Source organism: Reyranella sp. (assembly GCF_965279465.1).
Classification (GTDB): Bacteria; Pseudomonadota; Alphaproteobacteria; order Reyranellales; family Reyranellaceae; genus Reyranella.
The window spans coordinates 986,180-1,002,614 of sequence record NZ_OZ257242.1 but is presented as its reverse complement, the minus strand read 5'-3'; the positions used below and the strand labels follow the sequence as shown (position 1 = coordinate 1,002,614).

Sequence of the window (16,435 nt, the reverse complement as noted above, 5' to 3'; positions counted from 1 at the left end):
TCATCGCCCCTTGAAGACCGGCTTGCGTTTCTCGCGGAAGGCCGACGTTCCCTCCTTGTAATCCTCCGTCAGGCCGGTCAGCACGTTCTGGTCGGCATCCATATGGGCGGCAAGATCGTCCAGGGCATGCGCCAGACGATTCACCGAGGCCTTGCTCATACGGACAGGGATCGGCGGCTGCAGCGCGATGCGTTCGGCGAATTCCATCGATGCCGCCAGAACCTCGCCGTCATCGACCACCTTCTCGACCAGGCCCCAGTCGAGAGCGTCGGCCGAGCCGATGCGATCCGACGCGAGGATCACCGCCTGCTTGGTTCGCGCCGGGCCCATCAGCGCCAGCAGGCGCGGGATCGAGCCCCAGCTCATGTTCATGCCGAGCTCGACCTCGGGGATGCGGAAATGCGCGCTCTTCCCGCAGAAGCGGAAGTCGAGCGCCACGACCAGGGCCGCCCCGCCGCCGATGCAATGACCCTCGACGGCGGCGATCGTCACCTGGTCCATGTCCTGCCAGGCCTTGCACATCTTCGGCCCGAGCCGCTGGCGATGGATGCGCTCGCCGACCGACAGCGTATCGCGCTGGCGGCCTTCGGGATCCTTGAGGTCGAAGCCGGCCGAGAAGGCCCTGGCCGAGCCGCTCAGGATCACGACCGATGTATCGAGATCGTCCTCGAAATCGCGCGTGACATCGCGCAGCTCTCGCATCGCCTGGTTGGACAATGCATTGATGTTGTCGCCGCGATCGAAGCGCACGACGGCGATGCGGCCCTGTGGGCCCAGCCCCTTCTCGACCTTCACGAAGCGGCGTTCCATCTCGGCATTCCTCCCCTGTTCGAGCCACGGTAGCGCCTCGGCTTTACAAGCGCGAGCCGGATGGATTGACTGCGCCCCCATGTCGAAATCGATTACATCCCTCGCCCTCGAACGCCGCATCGATGCGCTGTTCGCCCGTTACACCAAGCCCGGCTCGCCGGGTGCCGTCGTCGCCGTGATGCGTGCCGGCCAGATCGAGGTCTGCAAGGGCTACGGCCTGGCAAGCATCGAGCTCGGCGTGCCGATCACGGCCAAGACGCGCTTCCGCATCGCTTCGGTCAGCAAGCAATTCACCGTCACCGCCGCGCTGATGCTGGCGGCCGAGGGCAAGCTCGAGCTCTCCGACCCGCCGCACAAATATCTGCCCGCGCTCAAGCCGCTGCCTGTCACGATCGACCAGATGATGCGCAATTCCAGCGGCCTGCCCGACTTCCTCGAACTGCTGCGGCTGGGCGGGCACGGGCTCGACAAGCCGGCACGCGCGGTCGACTTCCTAGACGCCGCGGCGCGCAATGGCCATCTCAACTTCGAGCCGGGCAGCCGCTTCCTCTACAGCAACACCAACTTCCTGCTGCTCGGCCTGATCATCGAGACGGTGACGCAACAGAAGCTGGGCGACGTGCTGGCCCAACGCATCTTCAAGCCTCTCGGGATGACCGACACGATGCTGGCCGCCGACATCGACACCGTGATCCCGAACCTCGCCATGGCCTACCTCGGTGATGACAGCCAGGGTTTCCGCCGCGCAGGACATGCCTATCCGCAGGGCGGCGAAGGCGGTCTCACCTCGACGGTCGAGGATTTGCTGGTCTGGAGCCGGCACTTCGACGCGCCGATCCTCGGCAAGCAAATCCCGACGCAGCTCGTCGCCGCCGAGCCGCTGACCGGCGGCTACGGCAACCGCTATCGCCGAGGCGTCGGTCTCGGCGAGCTGCGCGGCCTCGAGACCGCAGGCCATGGCGGGCTGTGGCCGGGCTTCCGCACGGAGTTCCTGCGCGTGCCCGCCGCGGATCTGACCGTCATCGTGATCGCCAACCTCGCCAGCATCGATCCGTGGCGCCTGGCCCACAAGATCGCGACCGATGCGCTCGACGGCGACGAGCGGATGAAGCCCGCGCTCGAACCGATTACCTCGGCCGAGATCGAACCGATCGCCGGCACCTGGTTCAACGCCGAGGAGCCGTCTCTGTTCGACCTTGCCTGGAAGAACGGCGAGGCCACGGTGACGCAGAACGGCCTGCCCTTCGCGCTGGGCCGCCGCGCCGGCGGATGGTTCGGCGCCGAGCGCGGCTCGTTCGAGTTCATGCTGAAGCCGGACAAGGACGGGCTGAGCGTCGATCTCGGCGCAGGCCGCGTGCTTGCCTTCGCGAAGCTCGCCAAGCGCACGGAGATCCCGGCGGCGATCGTCGGCACCTATACCTCGGCCGACTCGGGCGCGGTCTGGCGGATTGGGTGGAGCGGAGAGGGCTACGCGCTCAATGTCAGCGGCCCGCTGATCGCCGGCGGCCCCACGTGGTCGATGACCGGCGTCGATTCGGGCACGGTCGAGCTCACGGGAGCTGGCGGCTGGCTGCAGACCACCCAGCTCGCCCAGCTCGTGCGCGACGGGAGCGGCAAGACGATCGTCGCGCTCGACGTCTCGACCGGTCGCATCAAGAAGATGCGGTTCGAGCGGACGTCGGGTTAGCCTTCCTATGCCCAACCTTCATATTCCTCTTCCCCTGGCGGGGGAGAGGAATATGTAGGAGAGGAGCATAATCAAGAATCACCGGAACGGGATGGCGTACATCAGGCCGCCGTTGGTCCACAGGGCGTTCTGGCCGCGCTCGAGCTTGAGCGGCGTTTTTGTGCCGACATTGCGCTCGAAGCTGTCGCCATAGTTCCCGATCTGCTTGACGATGTTGTACATCCACTTCTCGTCGACACCGACCGCCTTGCCGTAGCCCGGCGTGATGCCGAGGAAGCGCTTGATGGCGGGATCGTCGCTCTTCGCCATCTCATCGACATTGGCCTGGCTGATGCCCATCTCCTCGGCCTCGATCATGCCCATCAGGGTCCACTTCACGAGGTCGAGCCATTGGTCGTCGCCGTGGCGTACGATCGGACCGAGCGGCTCCTTGGAGATGCGCTCGGGCAGGATGGTGTGCTCGCCCTTGCCGGCGAGCTGGCCCGCCCGCACCGCGGCCAGTCCCGAGGCGTCGGTGGTGTAGGAGTCGCAGCGGCCGGAAGCGTAGGCCTGCAGCAGCTCGTCGAGCTTCTCGATCAGCACCGGCTTGAAGGTCATCTTGTTCTTGCGGAAATAATCCGCGAGGTTGAGCTCGGTGGTGGTGCCGGGCTGCACGCAGATCGTGGCGCCGCTCAGCTCCTTCGCGCTCTTCAGGTTCGACTTCGCTGGAACGATGAAGCCCTGGCCGTCATAGAAGTTGACGCCGGCGATGTTGAAGCCGAGCGAGGTGTCGCGCAGCAGGGTCTGGGTCGCGTTGCGCGTAATGACGTCGACCTCGCCCGACTGCAGCGCGACGAAGCGCTGCTGGGCCGTGGTCGGCGTGAACTTGACCTTCTCGGCGTCGCCGAACATGGCGACCGCGATCGCCTTGCAGAGATCGACGTCCAGCCCGGTCCATTTGCCCTGGCTGTCCGAGAAGGAGAAGCCCGCCAGCCCCGTGTTGACCGCGCATTGCACGAAGCCCTTGGCCTTGACCGCATCGAAGGTCTGGCCGGCCGAGGCCGGCAACGCTACTGCACAGGAAAGCGCCGCGATCGCGGCAAGAGTTTTGAATGACATTGGAGAGCCCCCTGTTGGCTTGCTCAGGTGACCATAGCAAATGCCACACCGATCCCAGAGGCTGGCCGCCTGATTGACATCTTCACATTGGCCAGGCGCGACCATCGCAGGAGTTCGGAGATGCTCGCCAAGCCGCGCAAGGGCCGGTCCCGGACTTGTGCGCGGCGACAATTCACACCTATTCAATCTCTTGCGCTTCCCAACTTCGGGTCACTTTCCCGGCGCCCAGCTCCAGAAAGCACCGGGTACCGAGTCAGGACCGCGAGGCGCGGATGAAGAGCACGTGGTTGCCGTCGGGCGATCGCGAGGGCTGCACGCATAGATCGTCGCCGCAATTGCTCAGGTTACGCTGCCTCGCGCCATCGATGAGGAAGACATCGCGGCCGCGCCCGCCGCGCTCCGAATCGCGAACCTCGAGCCGGACGCCGTCCGCGTAGCTGCGCGCACTCTGCAGCAGGAGGCCGATTAGCTTGCGCTCTTCATCGTCCTCCGGCGCGGGCAATTCGGTTCGCTGCCCATCGGGCCCAAGTATTGCCTGCCGAGGCCACGGATTGCCCTCGACAACTGCCAGCACCGTGCCGTCGGGCGCAACGCCAAGCAGCGTGCTCCATTCGGCCGGGGCACCGACCGGTGTTTCGCTGCCGTCGCCCATTGCGATGCGCACAACCTGCCCCTTGCGCACTGCAAAGACGAACAAGCCATCCGGCGAGGCCACGGGCCATGCCAAATCGTTGGCGCTGCCGATGCGCCTGCTGGCGCCGCCCCGAACATCGACGCGCCACACGGTACCTATCGCGTCCGTTCCGCTGCCGAGGCCCCCGATGCTGGTAAAGACAAGTCTCAGGCTGTCGAGTCCGGCGGAAAAGATCCGCTTCAGAGCGCTCTCTCGAGGTGCCTGAGGGGCGGCGGGAGTCTGAGCGAAAACAGCTCCCGCCAGGAGCAGGGAGCTGCTCGCCAAGACAATGTTGCAGAACCAGATCGATGCCCACGTCATGTCTTCCGGTCTCCCACTGCAGTGCCCAGATCGTCGACACTGATTGTGGCAATGCCGTCGATCTGTTCCTGTTTCAGCGTGATCAATCGGCCCTGACCGTCCGCGGCGCGCGCATACAGCACAACGCGGTCCGAGGCACCGCGATCGACCAGCCACACGGGTAGTTCGATACCGGAAACGCCATCCGGCACGCGATCGAGCCGCCGCGCGTTGCGGTCCGCGTGGAACACGCCGTGCTGCACTGGCAGCAGGATAAGCAGCAGCGCGCCGATCAACATCAGCACCATGCCAAGCCCATCGAGTCCGCCCGGATGGGTGAAGCGAGCGTAGCACCAGGACAAAAGCGCCGCGGCGAGGCCCGTAGTGAGCAGCAGGATCACTGTCCCATAGTTGTTGCGTCCGAGCGCCGCGGCGCCGAGCCAGTTGGGCGAGCGGGTGAGCAGCACGCCGCTTACGCCCAACGTTGCGACATAGGCCCAGATGGTCACGCCGCCGGCGAGGACAGCAGCCACCACTTCCACGGCATACAGGGAGCCAGGCTCGAGCCTGCTCGCCAAGCGTCCAATCATGTCGAGCACGAGCAGCAACGGTGTCATCACCAGCAACGCGAACAACAGAGCCAGCACAAAGCGAAAGCCGGCAAATACGTAGGCCTGATCGATGAGCGCAAAACCCGGGTCCGTTCCCAGTGCGTGGGCGCGGGCACGCAGGACCAGATAGCCGCAGCCATAGGCGGCACCCGACAAGGCTGCCAGCACGACGCCTGCGTCTTTGGCCGCGTCGGCAATCCCGCTGCTGATCGATGCCATGCCCGTTTACCGTCCGCTCACTTGCATCGCCGCCCAGTAGAAGGGATGCATGTTCCCCTGCCTGCGCATTTCGCGCATCGCTGCAGCCGCCGCCGTCGCGATCGATACGCCGTGACCGAGCTTTTGATAGAATACTCCCATCCATTGACCATTGCTGGCGGCATTGACGTCCCAGCGCGACAGCACTGTCGCCGCCGCGCCGCCGGCCAGCAGTGCCCAGGGAAACCCGTATAGCTCGCCCGAGATGCGCGTACCGACCTTTCCGCCCTGGCATGCGCTCAGGACGGCAAGCTGAACGCCCCGCAACGGAAGCGCCACCAGTTCGGCCGCGAGGATCGGCGGCTCGGTCGATCTGGTCCCGTCGAGGCTGGACAGCAGGGCTTCCCACGAATCGAAGTGGCCGTGCGTGAGAATGTGCAGGCCGTCGGCCTGCCAGGCACCCGCAAACAGTCCGCCGCGCGCCATGGGTTCGAGTTGGACGCCCGACGCGCGGATCGCCATGGTCTCCCCGGTATTGATATCGATCTTCGGATCGACCATGGCGACAACCGATTTGACGGGGCGCCCCTCGCTTTCGAGCGCAGCGAGCGCCATGGTCGCATTGGGCGCGTACGAGACAGCCCAGCGATCGATGACCGCGGCCCCCGAGGCGGGATCAATCAGCGCTTCGAAGGGCAGCCGTAACAGTGAGCCGTGCGGCACAATCATGATCTGGGTGGCGGCAGACGAATTTAATCGTTGTGCAAACGGCGCGAGGAGATACAGATACAACTCGCGTGCTGTCGTTTCGTCGAATTGACTTGTCGCAGCGCTGCTGCTCTTGAGCAGGCGGTCGACTTTCTCATTGAGCACATTCAATGGCAGGAAGATCGCGCGGACATCGGAACCGTCGGCTGCCACATACCACCCAATCACATTGGTAAATGTCGTCCAGTAGAGGAGCACCGGGATTCCGCTACGGGCAGCCGCTGCACGCAGCCTATCAAGGGAGGCAAAGAGCGTCGGACGGTCGGCCGAGAAACGTGCGCGCGCGGGCTGGTTGGCGCGCAGCTTGGCGCGGCGATCGCTGCGCAGACGCTCCAGCTCGCGGAGCCTCGGCTCCGGCGCGTCGAGCTTTCCGTTGGCGACAAGATCGGCGACGATATGCTGCTCGATTGCGCCGACGCGAGCGTCGAGCACCAGCAGATCGGCGAGCCAGGCCCGCTCACTCGCCGTGACGTCCGGGAGAGCGAGCACGCTCGCGAGTTCGCTGAGACCTCGGGCGCGCACCGACTCGAATGCGGCGAAGGCGTCCGCCTCGCGATCGAGAGAGAGCAAACGAAGCGCCAGGCTTTCGACCGTCTCGCCCCGGTTCTCGATCACGGTGCCACGTCGTCGTGGATCGAAATAGCCGCGGCGCTCGGTACCGAGCGTTGCTGCGGCCGCAGCGAAGTACTCCGCGGCCTCCGACGGCTGCTTGCCACGAATGTCGGCACTCAAACCACGCAGATACTTGCTGCGCGAATCGACGACGCCGGATTTTGCCTCGGTCTCGGACAGAACCGAATCGATTAGCTTGGCAAGCATGGCCGTGTCGCCCAGCAGCGAGGCGCCAGACTCGAATCTCTTGCTCACCAGCACGTCGGTCGGGGTACGTGGATTGAACGGAACCGCGGCGACCTGCGCCTCGACCCTTGCTCGCCCCTCGATCATCTGCTGCCGTACGCGAAGCGTACGCTGGAAATTTCGCGTCAGGCCGACCATGTGTCCCCAGCCGAGCGCGGCGGCCGTGGCAGCGGCCCGCTCATAGGCCATCCCTGCGGCAGCGACGGCCCGTCGGCAGGCGGCGTAAATATCAGAGCCATCGTCACTGCTCTTGGCGTCGATCAACGGCCGGTAGTCGCAGCTCTGCACCAGCTTCGTCACGCCGTCCGCAAGATCGAGCTCGGCGTAGAAGCGATCCTTTGGATCGCTGGCGAGATTGATTGCGTGCAGAGCGTCGATGATGCCGGCCTCGGTTTCGCCGCGGCCGATCTCGAGCTGGGCGCGATAGTCGGCGAGGTCCGCACTCTGTTTGGGCGTTGGCTGCTCGCCTGCCGCGTCGACGGCGCGCTCGAAAGCGATCGCCGCCGCCCCATGGTCGGACGTCCCGTACGAGTGGGCGCGCGCGATGCCGATCCACGCCGTGAATGCGACGTCCTGCAAGCCGAGAACATTGGCCGCCTCGGCGGCCTTGGAGAAAGTAGCAATGGCGCCGCGATAGTCGTCGCCCATCCGCTGCGCACCTCCGAGTTCGAGCAGGGCTCGCGCGCGTGTCTCGCCGGCGGTTTGCTGCACCAAGGTTGAAAGTCCGCGCGCCAAGGCGTCCAGCTGCTGACGATCCTTTTGCCCAGTGGTACGGAAGCCGTCCACGTAGGCGTCGCGCTGCATGCGGTAGCGATCGAGCATGTCAGCCGGCTGGGCTGCGGCGAAATCGGCAGACGCAGCCATGGTCGTCACCACAAGGATGAAAATCTTGAGACAGGCCAGAGATCTCATGGACGTCCCTCGCCACTTCGCGACGCCAGGATCCGCTCCAATAGCAGGCTACGTCCAGCCTGCACTGCATCCAATCGCAAGCCTTGCGTCGGGCAGGCTCGGCAGACAAAACAGCGTCGCACTTAATTCATATAGAATGCGATATCACTGTCAACCCCTGAGTGTATAAACTTGGTTGACTCCGCAAATGCATCTTGGGAGCAAGCGAGGGGTTCGCCGTCTGTGAGCGCGTTACGCATTCCGAGGGCGGATATGCCCGCGGCGACGTAACCACGAACACAATCTGGAGCTGGTTCTGTGTTCATATTTGCGTATCCCCCGGGCTTACGATCCGAGGCGCATGGCAAAAGGTGCGCCGCTTCAGAGCATGCCGATGAGCGGGACGGCATAGGGGAGGAGCTGCCTGTCCTGGGTCACGAGGACGAATTGCTCGATGCTCGCCTGGGCAATAAGAAGTCGGTCGAACGGATCAGCATGATGAAGCGGCAACGATCTGGCAGAAGCTGCATGTTGTGGGCTTATGTCGATCGTCTCGAAGCCATCCGCAGCGATTGCCGGGAGAACGTCGTGGCGAAACGAAAGCTTACCGATCTTGCGCATTCCACCAAATGAATGCGTGATTATCCAGCGGCAGATTCAAGTCAGGGTTTGTGGCCGAAGAGCTTGAGCAACTCGGGCGGGAGAAGAGCATCGAAGTCGTCCGCCATATAGATCACCGAGCGTGTTCGAGGTTCTCGGGGCTCCTCGCCCGAGGCAGCACGATCCACCGGCGACGAGAGCTGGTCCTTGACTTCGGAGAGGTTGAAAATCCTGGCCACGGAAGTCTGGCCAGCGTCTACAGCCTCCCGCCCAAAACGGTCAAATCGTGCGCTCGACCAGCAGCTTCTTGATCTCGGCGATCGCTTTGGCCGGATTGAGGCTCTTCGGGCAGGTCTTGGTGCAGTTCATGATCGTGTGGCAGCGGTAGAGCCGGAACGGATCCTCGAGGTTGTCGAGCCGCTCGCCCTTGGCCTCGTCGCGGCTGTCGGCGAGCCAGCGATAGGCTTGCAGCAGGATCGCCGGGCCGAGATAGCGGTCGCCGCTCCACCAGTAGCTGGGGCACGAGGTCGAGCAGCAGAAGCACAGGATGCATTCCCACAGGCCGTCGAGCTTGGCACGCTCCTCGGGCGACTGGATGCGCTCGCGCGTCGGCGGCTGGCTGGTCGATTTCAGCCACGGCTCGATCGAGGCGAGCTGCGCGTAGGGCACGGTGAGGTCGGGCACCAGGTCGCGCACCACCGGCATGTGCGGCAGCGGGTAGATCTTGATGTCGCCCTTCACGTCGGCGATGTACTTGGTGCAGGCCAGTGTGTTGGTGCCGTCGATGTTCATCGCGCACGAGCCGCATACGCCCTCGCGGCACGAGCGGCGGAAGGTGAGGGAGCTGTCGATCTCGTTCTTGATCTTGATCAGCGCGTCCAGGATCATCGGCCCGCACGTGTCCATGTCGACTTCGTAGGTGTCGACGCTCGGCTTCTTGCCGTCGTCCGGCGTCCAGCGGTAGACCTTGAACGTCTTGATGTTCTTGACCCCGGCCGCCGCCTTGTAGGTCTCGCCGACGCCGATCTTGGAATTGGCGGGCAGTGCAAACTCAGCCATCGTTATTCCTCAGTACACGCGGGCCTTGGGCGGGAACGACTGGACGTCGTTGCTCATCGGCTGGAGGTTGACCGGGCGGTAGTCGATGCGGGTCTTGCCCGTGTCGGGATCGACCCAGACGGCCGTGTGTTTCAGCCAGTTCACGTCGTCACGGTTGGGGAAGTCCTCGTGAGCGTGCGCACCGCGGCTTTCCTGCCGGTTGGCGGCCGAATAGATCGTTGCCTGCGCCTGCACGATCAGGTTCTCGAACTCCAGCGTCTCCATCAGGTCGGAGTTCCAGATCATCGAGCGGTCCTTGACCCGGATGTCGCCCTTGCCGGCGTACACCTTGTCCATGTTGGCGCAGCCCTCGGCCAGGGTCTTGGTGGTGCGGAACACCGCGCAGTCGTTCTGCATGGTCTTCTGCATCATCGCGCGCAGCTGCGCCGTCGGCGTGCCGCCGTTGGCATGGCGCGCCTTGTCGAGGCGGGCGATCGCCTCCTCGCCGGCGTTCTTCATGTCCTTGTGCGTCTCGCCCGGCTTCATCAGCTCGGCCACCCGATTGGCCGCCGAGCGGCCGAAGACCACCAGCTCGAGCAGCGAGTTCGAGCCCAGCCGGTTGGCGCCGTGCACGCCGATCGAGGCGGCCTCGCCCAGCGCCATCAGGCCCTGCACCGCGGTGAACGGGTCGCCATTCTTGATGGTCATGACCTCGCAGTGATAGTTCGCCGGGATGCCGCCCATGTTGTAATGGCAGGTCGGCAGGATCGGGATCGGCTGGCGCGTGACGTCGACGCCGGCGAAGATGCGCGCCGTCTCGGCGATGCCGGGCAAGCGCTCGTGGATCACCTTCGGGTCGAGATGCTCGACATGCAGCTCGATGTAATCCTTGTTCGGGCCGCAACCGCGACCTTCGCGGATCTCGATGGTCATCGAGCGGCTGACGACGTCGCGCGAGGCGAGGTCCTTGGCCGACGGCGCATAGCGTTCCATGAAGCGCTCGCCGTTGCCGTTGGTGACGTAGCCGCCCTCGCCGCGCACGCCCTCGGTGATCAGGCAGCCCGCGCCGAAGATGCCGGTCGGATGGAACTGCACGAACTCGAGGTCCTGCAGCGGCAGGCCGGCGCGCAACACCATGGCGCCGCCGTCGCCGGTGCAGGTGTGGGCCGACGTCGCGGTCTGGTAGACGCGGCCGTAGCCGCCGGTCGCCAGCACCACCTTGTGGGCGCGGAAACGGTGGATCGTGCCGTCATCGAGGTTCCAGGCCATCACGCCGCGGCACACGCCCTCGTCCATGATCAGGTCGAGCGCGAAGTACTCGATGAAGAACTCGGCATTGTTGCGGAGCGACTGCTGGTAGAGCGTGTGCAGGATCGCATGGCCGGTGCGGTCGGCCGCTGCGCAGGTGCGCTGGGCGATGCCCTTACCGTATTCCGTCGTCATGCCGCCGAACGGGCGCTGGTAGATCTTGCCCTCCGGCGTGCGCGAGAACGGCACGCCGAAATGCTCGAGCTCGATGATCGCCGGGATGCCGTCGCGGCACATGTATTCGATCGAGTCCTGGTCGCCCAGCCAGTCGGAGCCCTTGACCGTGTCGTACATGTGCCAGCGCCAGTCGTCCGGACCCATGTTGCCGAGCGCCGCCGAGATGCCGCCCTGCGCGGCCACGGTATGGCTGCGGGTCGGAAAGACCTTGGTGATGCAGGCCGTCTTGAAGCCCTTGTTGGCCATGCCGAAGGTGGCGCGAAGGCCCGCGCCGCCGGCGCCGACCACGACGACGTCGTATTCGTGCTCGATGATGGTGTAGGCACGGCCGCCGATAGTCACCGTGCCGGCCGCCGCTCCGTTGCTCTTGCCGTTACTGTCGGCCATGTCAGCCTCCGAGACCGATACGCAGGATCGCCACGATGGCGCCGAGGCCAAAGAGCGCTGCGAGGAACTTGGTGAAAACGATCATCACGACGCGCAAAGCGCCGTCGGTGTAATCCTCCCACACGACCTGCAGGCCGAGCTGGGCGTGATGCAGGCCGATGCCGATGGTCAGGATCAACAGCACCATGACCAGCGGCGAGCCGATCCAGGCGCGCACGACCGCATAGTCGGCGCCGCTCAGCATGACGAGCGAGATGGCGAACCACACGACGAGCGGGATCAGCGCGATGGCGGTGAGCCGCTGGGCCCACCAGTGATGCACGCCTTCCTTGGCCGAACCGAGGCCGCGGGCGCGGGCGAGAGGCGTTCTGCGATCGTCCATATCGGCCTCCCCTAGACCAGCCTGAGGCCGATGATCCACGACAGCAGCGTCGCGACGGCCGAGACACCAACGACGATCCAGCCGCTTCGGTAGGCGTCCTTCAGCTCGAAGCCGTAGCCGGCGTCCCAGAACAGATGCCGGATCCCGTTGCACAGGTGGAAGAAGGCACTGAACAGCCAGCCGCCGAGCACGAACCGGCCGACGATCGAGGCGTTGAAGCTCTGAAAGGTGGCATAGGTCTGTGGGTTGGCCGCCGCGCACATCACCCAGACCGCGAGATAGAGCGCCCCCACGGAGAGCGCGATGCCCGTGGCGCGATGCAGGATCGACAGCACCGAGGTGAGCTGTGGACGGTAGACCTGAAGGTGGGGAGAGAGCGGCCGGTGAACCGGCCGATTGGCGACGCTCATCGCGTAAGTCCTCTGTTTGACGAGCTTTTTAACCCCATGTCCCCTCAAGTCAACGACAGGGCATCAGCAGCCAGTAATCGAGGTCGAGCACGACCGCAGGATGGTATTTGCCGTCCGCTCCCTTGCCCGGAAAGTCGGCGCAGGGGCAGTCCTTGGCGGCAATGGTTCTCACTCGCAACGCGCCGATGTCGGACCGGTCCGGCAGCGGCGCCTTTTCGAGCACTTCCGACCACGCGTAGATCGTGTCGCCGCCGAAGGTTGGCCCGACATGGCTGCCGCCGTTGATGGCCGCGACGCGGAACCCGTTGGCCAGGCCGTTGAAAGAAAGCGCGCGAGCCAGCGAAATCACATGTCCGCCATACGCCAGCCGCCGGCCGAAGCGCGTGCTTTTGCCGGCATGGGCGTCGAAGTGCACGCGCGCGGTGTTCTGGTAGAGGCGCGTCGAGAACATGTGGTCGGAATCCTCGACCGTGATGCCGCTCACATGGTCGATGCGTTCTCCGGGCTCGTAGTCGTCCCAGCGATAGGGCGAACCGGCCGCTTCGTCGTCGTATCCCATCATCGCGAGATCGGGTACGACCAAGTCGGACGGCGCGACGGCCGGCGCGGTCTTCGGCACGACCGGCGCCCCCACCTCCACCGCTGAGTCGCGCTTGTGCACCATCACCCAGCGAACGTAGTCGAGCACCATCTCGGCGCGCTGATTGGTACCAACCGAGCGCACCCAGACGACGCCGCTCGCCTTGTTGGAATTCTCGCGCAAGCCCAGCACGGTCGACGTCACCGACAGCGTGTCGCCGGGGAACACGGGCACGCCCCAGCGAAATTCGGCATAGCCGAGGTTTGCAACGGCATTGACCGATATGTCGGACACCGTCTTACCGATCACGACATGGAAGACCAGCAGGTCGTCGAGCGGCGCGCGCGGCAGGCCAAGGGCCCGGGCAAACACGTCCGAGGAGTTGATCGCGAAGCGCGAGCCGTAGAGCGCGATGTTCAGCGCGGCATCGGCCTCGGTCAGCGTGCGTGGCGTGGCGTGGCGGATCTCCTGCCCGACGGTGAAGTCCTCGAAGAAATTGCCGGTTTCGGTCTTGGACTTGGTCATGCGGCTTGGAGCTCCTTGATCGCGGCCGCCATAGCGAGCGCGCGTTCGGCCTGCTCGACATGCAGGTTCTCGATCATGCGGCCGTCGACCGTGACCACGCCCTTGCCCTCGGCCTGCGCCGCCTTGAACGCGGTCACGATCTTGCCTGCCATGGCCAGCTCGGCCTCCGACGGCGCGAAGATCTCGTTGCACGGCTCGACCTGGCTGGGATGGATCAGGGTCTTGCCGTCGAAGCCCATCTCGAGCCCCTGCCGGCAAAGGTCCCTGAAGCCGTCGGTGTCCTGGATGTCGTTGTAGACGCCGTCGAGGATGGTGAGACCGTGGGCACGGGCGGCCAGCATGCCGAGCCCGAGCGCGGTGATCAGCGGCAGGCGCATCGGCGTGTGGCGCGCGCGCATGTCCTTCACAAGGTCGTTGGTGCCCATGACGAACAGGGTCAGCCGCTTATGCGACCCGGCCACTTCTTCGGCACGCAGCATGCCTTTGGGCGTCTCCATCATCGCCCACACCGCCATTGACGCCGGCGCGCCGGCCGCGTCGAGCAGCGAGACGATGGCGGCCACGTCGGCTGCGCTTTCGACCTTGGGCACCAGGATCGCGTCGGCGCCGGAGCCGGCGATCGCCGCGACATCAGCCTTGCCCCATGCCGTGCCGAGCCCGTTGCAGCGGATGACGATCTCACGCTTGCCGTAGGCCTTGCTTTTCGCCGCCGCGACGACATTGTCGCGCGCCGCTTCCTTGGCGTCGGGCGCCACGGCATCCTCGAGATCGAAGATCAGGGCGTCGGCCGGCAGGGTTCGGGCTTTTTCCAGCGCGCGCGTGTTGGCACCCGGCATGTAGAGCACACTGCGGCGTGGACGGACGTCAGGCATGGCGGAACTCCCCGAAAACGCGCCGGACTATAATGAGAGCCGTCCTTGTGGCAAGGTGACCGTGGCCATGCGCTTCCTCTCGCTTCAGAGCCATGTCGCCTACGGCTACGTCGGCAATCGGGCAGCAACCTTTCCCCTGCAACGATTGGGCCATGAGGTCTGGGCGGTGAACACGGTCGAGTTTTCGAACCATACCGGCTACGGCGTTTGGCGTGGCCGAACCGCGCCTGCCGAACAGGTCGCAGACATTGTGCAGGGCATCGAGGCCCTCGGCCTGCTGGCCAGGTGCGACGCGCTGCTCACCGGCTATGTCGGCGACGCCGCCTTGGGCGACGTCGTGCTGGAGACGGCCCGCAAGGTCCGCGCGGCCAATCCCCGGGCGATCTGGTGCTGCGATCCGGTGCTTGGCGACATCGACACGGGCATCTATGTGAAGGCCGGAATCGACAGCTTCTTCAAGGACCACGCCTTGCCGGCGGCCGACCTGATCACGCCCAACCATTTCGAGCTGGAGCATCTGACCGGCCGCACGGTCGCGACGCTCGACGATGCTCTCGAAGCGACACGCAGCCTGCTGAAAGGCCCTCGGCTCGCGCTCGTCACGAGCCTGCGCCGCGCCGATGGCGACGCCGAGCAGATCGAGATGCTGGCGGTCACCGCCGACGCAGCCTGGCGCATCGTCACGCCGTTGATCGGCTTCGAGATCATGCCCAACGGCACGGGAGACGCGGTGGCGGCCCTGTTCACGGCACACTGGCTGGAAAGCGGGGACATCGCATCCGCGCTGGGCAAGGCCGCATCCTCGATCTATGCCGTGCTGGAGGCGACACTGGCGATGGGCGAGCGCGAGTTGCAGCTCGTTGCCGCGCAGGACCGCCTCGTTTCGCCGCCGCGACGCTTCGTGCCCGAGAGACTATAGCGGCGCGATGCACGTTCCGGGCTTCGCCTACAATCCGATCATGCTGTTCGTCGAGGGTGCGATCATCGGTTTCCTGATCGCCCTCCCGGTCGGACCGGCGGCAGCGCTGTGCATCCGCCGCTCGATCACCGCCGGCGCCGTCGCGGGGTACATGACCGGTGTCGGCGCCGCGCTGGGGGACGCGGTATTCGGCGCTGTCGCTGCCTTTGGCCTCAGCTTCGTCGAGAGCTTCGTCGCCCGCAACGAAGCCTGGCTGCGCGGCATCGGCGGGCTCGTGCTCGTGGTCATGGGCTGGACGACGATGCGTCATCGCATGCGCGCGGTCGGAGATCCCGTGCCCGACGACCGCGAGCACCAGATCGCGACGCATTTCCACTTCGCCAGCTCGAGCTTCTTCATCACCGTCTTCAATCCGCTGACGGTGATGGCGTTCGGCGCAGCCTTCGCCGGGCGCGATCTGGCCGGTGTCGGTGGCAGCTTGCCCGACGCTGCCACCCTGGTCGCCGGTGTGTTCTGCGGCGCACTCGCCTGGTGGGCGATCCTGTGCACCGCCTCGGTGGCGCTGCGCCAGCATTTCACCGGCAAGGGTATCCTGTGGCTGAACCGCATCGCGGGCGCGGTGATCCTGGCCTTCGGGGTCGTGGCCTTGATCTCGCTGCTGCCGCTGCCCTGGCGCCACTGGGCCCGCGTGCTCGAGCTGACCTAGGCGAAGGTGCAGACGTCCTCGAAGTCGAACCGCGGATTCTGGTTGAACAGCTTGCCGTGGTCGCCGTAGCCGATGTTGCAGAGGAAGTTCGACTTGAAGCGGCCGTCGGGGAAGAAGGCCTGGTCGACGACGGCGTTGTTGAAGCCGCTCATGGCGCCGACATCGAGACCGATCGCGCGCGCGGCAATCATCAGATAGGCGCCCTGCAGGGTGCCGTTGCGGAAGGCGGTTCTGAGCGCCGCCTCCTCCTTGCCCGCGCCGATATAGTTGTCTTTCGCCGCCGGATTATGCGGAAAGGTCCTCGGCAGATGCTCGTAGAAGCGCGAGTCGTAGGCGACGATCGCGGTCACCGGCGCAGCCATCGTCTTGTCCAGGTTGCCGGGGCTGAGCGCGGGCTTCAGCTTCTCCTTGCCCTCCTTCGTGCGCACGAAGACGACCCGGCAGGGCTGCGAGTTCTGCGAGGTCGGGCCCCACTTCATGATCTCGTGGATCTGCCGGAGCTGCCCGTCGCTGACGGGCTTGTCCAGGAAGACGTTGTGGGTGCGGCCGGCGCGCAGGATCAGGTCGAGTGATTTATCGTCGATCATCCCGGCAGCGTAGCCAACCCCGCGGGCGCGGTCGAGTTTCGGCCTCGTAA

Annotated in this window: 16 protein-coding genes; 3 read left to right on the top strand and 13 right to left on the bottom strand. The window is 65.3% G+C overall.

Features of this window, described 5'->3' with window-relative positions; translation table 11 throughout:
* Complete coding sequence (locus ACQY8M_RS04870; RefSeq protein WP_428669426.1) at positions 1-810, bottom strand: enoyl-CoA hydratase/isomerase family protein; 810 nt, start codon at positions 808-810, stop codon at positions 1-3.
* A gap of 79 nt (positions 811-889) precedes the next feature.
* Between ACQY8M_RS04870 and ACQY8M_RS04865 the strand changes: the two genes are divergently transcribed.
* A complete protein-coding gene (locus ACQY8M_RS04865) occupies positions 890-2,497 on the top strand; it encodes a serine hydrolase domain-containing protein (RefSeq protein WP_428669424.1) in 1,608 nt (535 codons plus the stop codon).
* Between the two features lie 78 nt (positions 2,498-2,575).
* Here the strand turns inward: ACQY8M_RS04865 and ACQY8M_RS04860 are convergent, their stop codons facing one another.
* From ACQY8M_RS04860 to ACQY8M_RS04810, 11 genes are all read right to left on the bottom strand, one after another.
* Positions 2,576-3,595 (bottom strand): amino acid ABC transporter substrate-binding protein, encoded by a 1,020-nt coding sequence (locus ACQY8M_RS04860; RefSeq protein ID WP_428669422.1) that lies wholly within the window; start codon positions 3,593-3,595, stop codon positions 2,576-2,578.
* A 253-nt stretch (positions 3,596-3,848) separates the two neighbouring features.
* Positions 3,849-4,589 carry a hypothetical protein gene (locus ACQY8M_RS04855; protein WP_428669420.1) on the bottom strand — a complete coding sequence of 247 codons (741 nt, stop codon included), beginning with the start codon at positions 4,587-4,589 and terminating at the stop codon, positions 3,849-3,851.
* The gene (locus tag ACQY8M_RS04850; RefSeq protein ID WP_428669417.1) at positions 4,586-5,398 is read right to left on the bottom strand and encodes a hypothetical protein; all 813 of its coding nucleotides are present in this window, start codon (positions 5,396-5,398) and stop codon (positions 4,586-4,588) included. The genes ACQY8M_RS04855 and ACQY8M_RS04850 overlap by 4 nt, the downstream gene beginning before the upstream one ends.
* A gap of 6 nt (positions 5,399-5,404) precedes the next feature.
* Positions 5,405-7,915, bottom strand: a complete 2,511-nt coding sequence (locus tag ACQY8M_RS04845; RefSeq protein ID WP_428669415.1) for a CHAT domain-containing protein — start codon at positions 7,913-7,915, stop codon at positions 5,405-5,407.
* A 360-nt stretch (positions 7,916-8,275) separates the two neighbouring features.
* Positions 8,276-8,515 carry a type II toxin-antitoxin system VapC family toxin gene (locus ACQY8M_RS04840; protein WP_428669413.1) on the bottom strand — a complete coding sequence of 80 codons (240 nt, stop codon included), beginning with the start codon at positions 8,513-8,515 and terminating at the stop codon, positions 8,276-8,278.
* Between the two features lie 258 nt (positions 8,516-8,773).
* A complete protein-coding gene (locus ACQY8M_RS04835) occupies positions 8,774-9,553 on the bottom strand; it encodes a succinate dehydrogenase iron-sulfur subunit (protein WP_428669411.1) in 780 nt (259 codons plus the stop codon).
* A 9-nt stretch (positions 9,554-9,562) separates the two neighbouring features.
* The gene (sdhA, locus tag ACQY8M_RS04830; protein ID WP_428669407.1) at positions 9,563-11,404 is read right to left on the bottom strand and encodes a succinate dehydrogenase flavoprotein subunit; all 1,842 of its coding nucleotides are present in this window, start codon (positions 11,402-11,404) and stop codon (positions 9,563-9,565) included.
* A gap of 1 nt (position 11,405) precedes the next feature.
* Positions 11,406-11,786 (bottom strand): succinate dehydrogenase, hydrophobic membrane anchor protein, encoded by a 381-nt coding sequence (gene sdhD / locus ACQY8M_RS04825; protein ID WP_428669405.1) that lies wholly within the window; start codon positions 11,784-11,786, stop codon positions 11,406-11,408.
* Positions 11,787-11,797: 11 nt separating this feature from the next.
* Positions 11,798-12,196: a succinate dehydrogenase, cytochrome b556 subunit gene (sdhC, locus tag ACQY8M_RS04820; protein ID WP_428669403.1), complete on the bottom strand. Its 399-nt coding sequence runs from the start codon at positions 12,194-12,196 to the stop codon at positions 11,798-11,800.
* A gap of 49 nt (positions 12,197-12,245) precedes the next feature.
* A complete protein-coding gene (locus ACQY8M_RS04815; protein ID WP_428669401.1) occupies positions 12,246-13,301 on the bottom strand; it encodes a MaoC family dehydratase in 1,056 nt (351 codons plus the stop codon).
* On the bottom strand, positions 13,298-14,173 hold the full coding sequence (locus tag ACQY8M_RS04810) for an HpcH/HpaI aldolase/citrate lyase family protein (RefSeq protein WP_428669399.1): 876 nt from the start codon (positions 14,171-14,173) through the stop codon (positions 13,298-13,300). The genes ACQY8M_RS04815 and ACQY8M_RS04810 overlap by 4 nt, the downstream gene beginning before the upstream one ends.
* Before the next feature lie 67 nt (positions 14,174-14,240).
* Between ACQY8M_RS04810 and pdxY the strand changes: the two genes are divergently transcribed.
* Positions 14,241-15,092: a pyridoxal kinase PdxY gene (gene pdxY, locus ACQY8M_RS04805; protein ID WP_428675312.1), complete on the top strand. Its 852-nt coding sequence runs from the start codon at positions 14,241-14,243 to the stop codon at positions 15,090-15,092.
* 7 nt (positions 15,093-15,099) lie between these two features.
* Complete coding sequence (locus ACQY8M_RS04800; RefSeq protein ID WP_428669397.1) at positions 15,100-15,798, top strand: LysE family translocator; 699 nt, start codon at positions 15,100-15,102, stop codon at positions 15,796-15,798.
* Here ACQY8M_RS04800 and ACQY8M_RS04795 read toward each other — a convergent pair.
* A complete protein-coding gene (locus ACQY8M_RS04795; RefSeq protein WP_428669395.1) occupies positions 15,795-16,385 on the bottom strand; it encodes a malonic semialdehyde reductase in 591 nt (196 codons plus the stop codon). The two genes, ACQY8M_RS04800 and ACQY8M_RS04795, sit on opposite strands and share 4 nt — an antisense overlap.
* Positions 16,386-16,435: the final 50 nt, after the last annotated feature.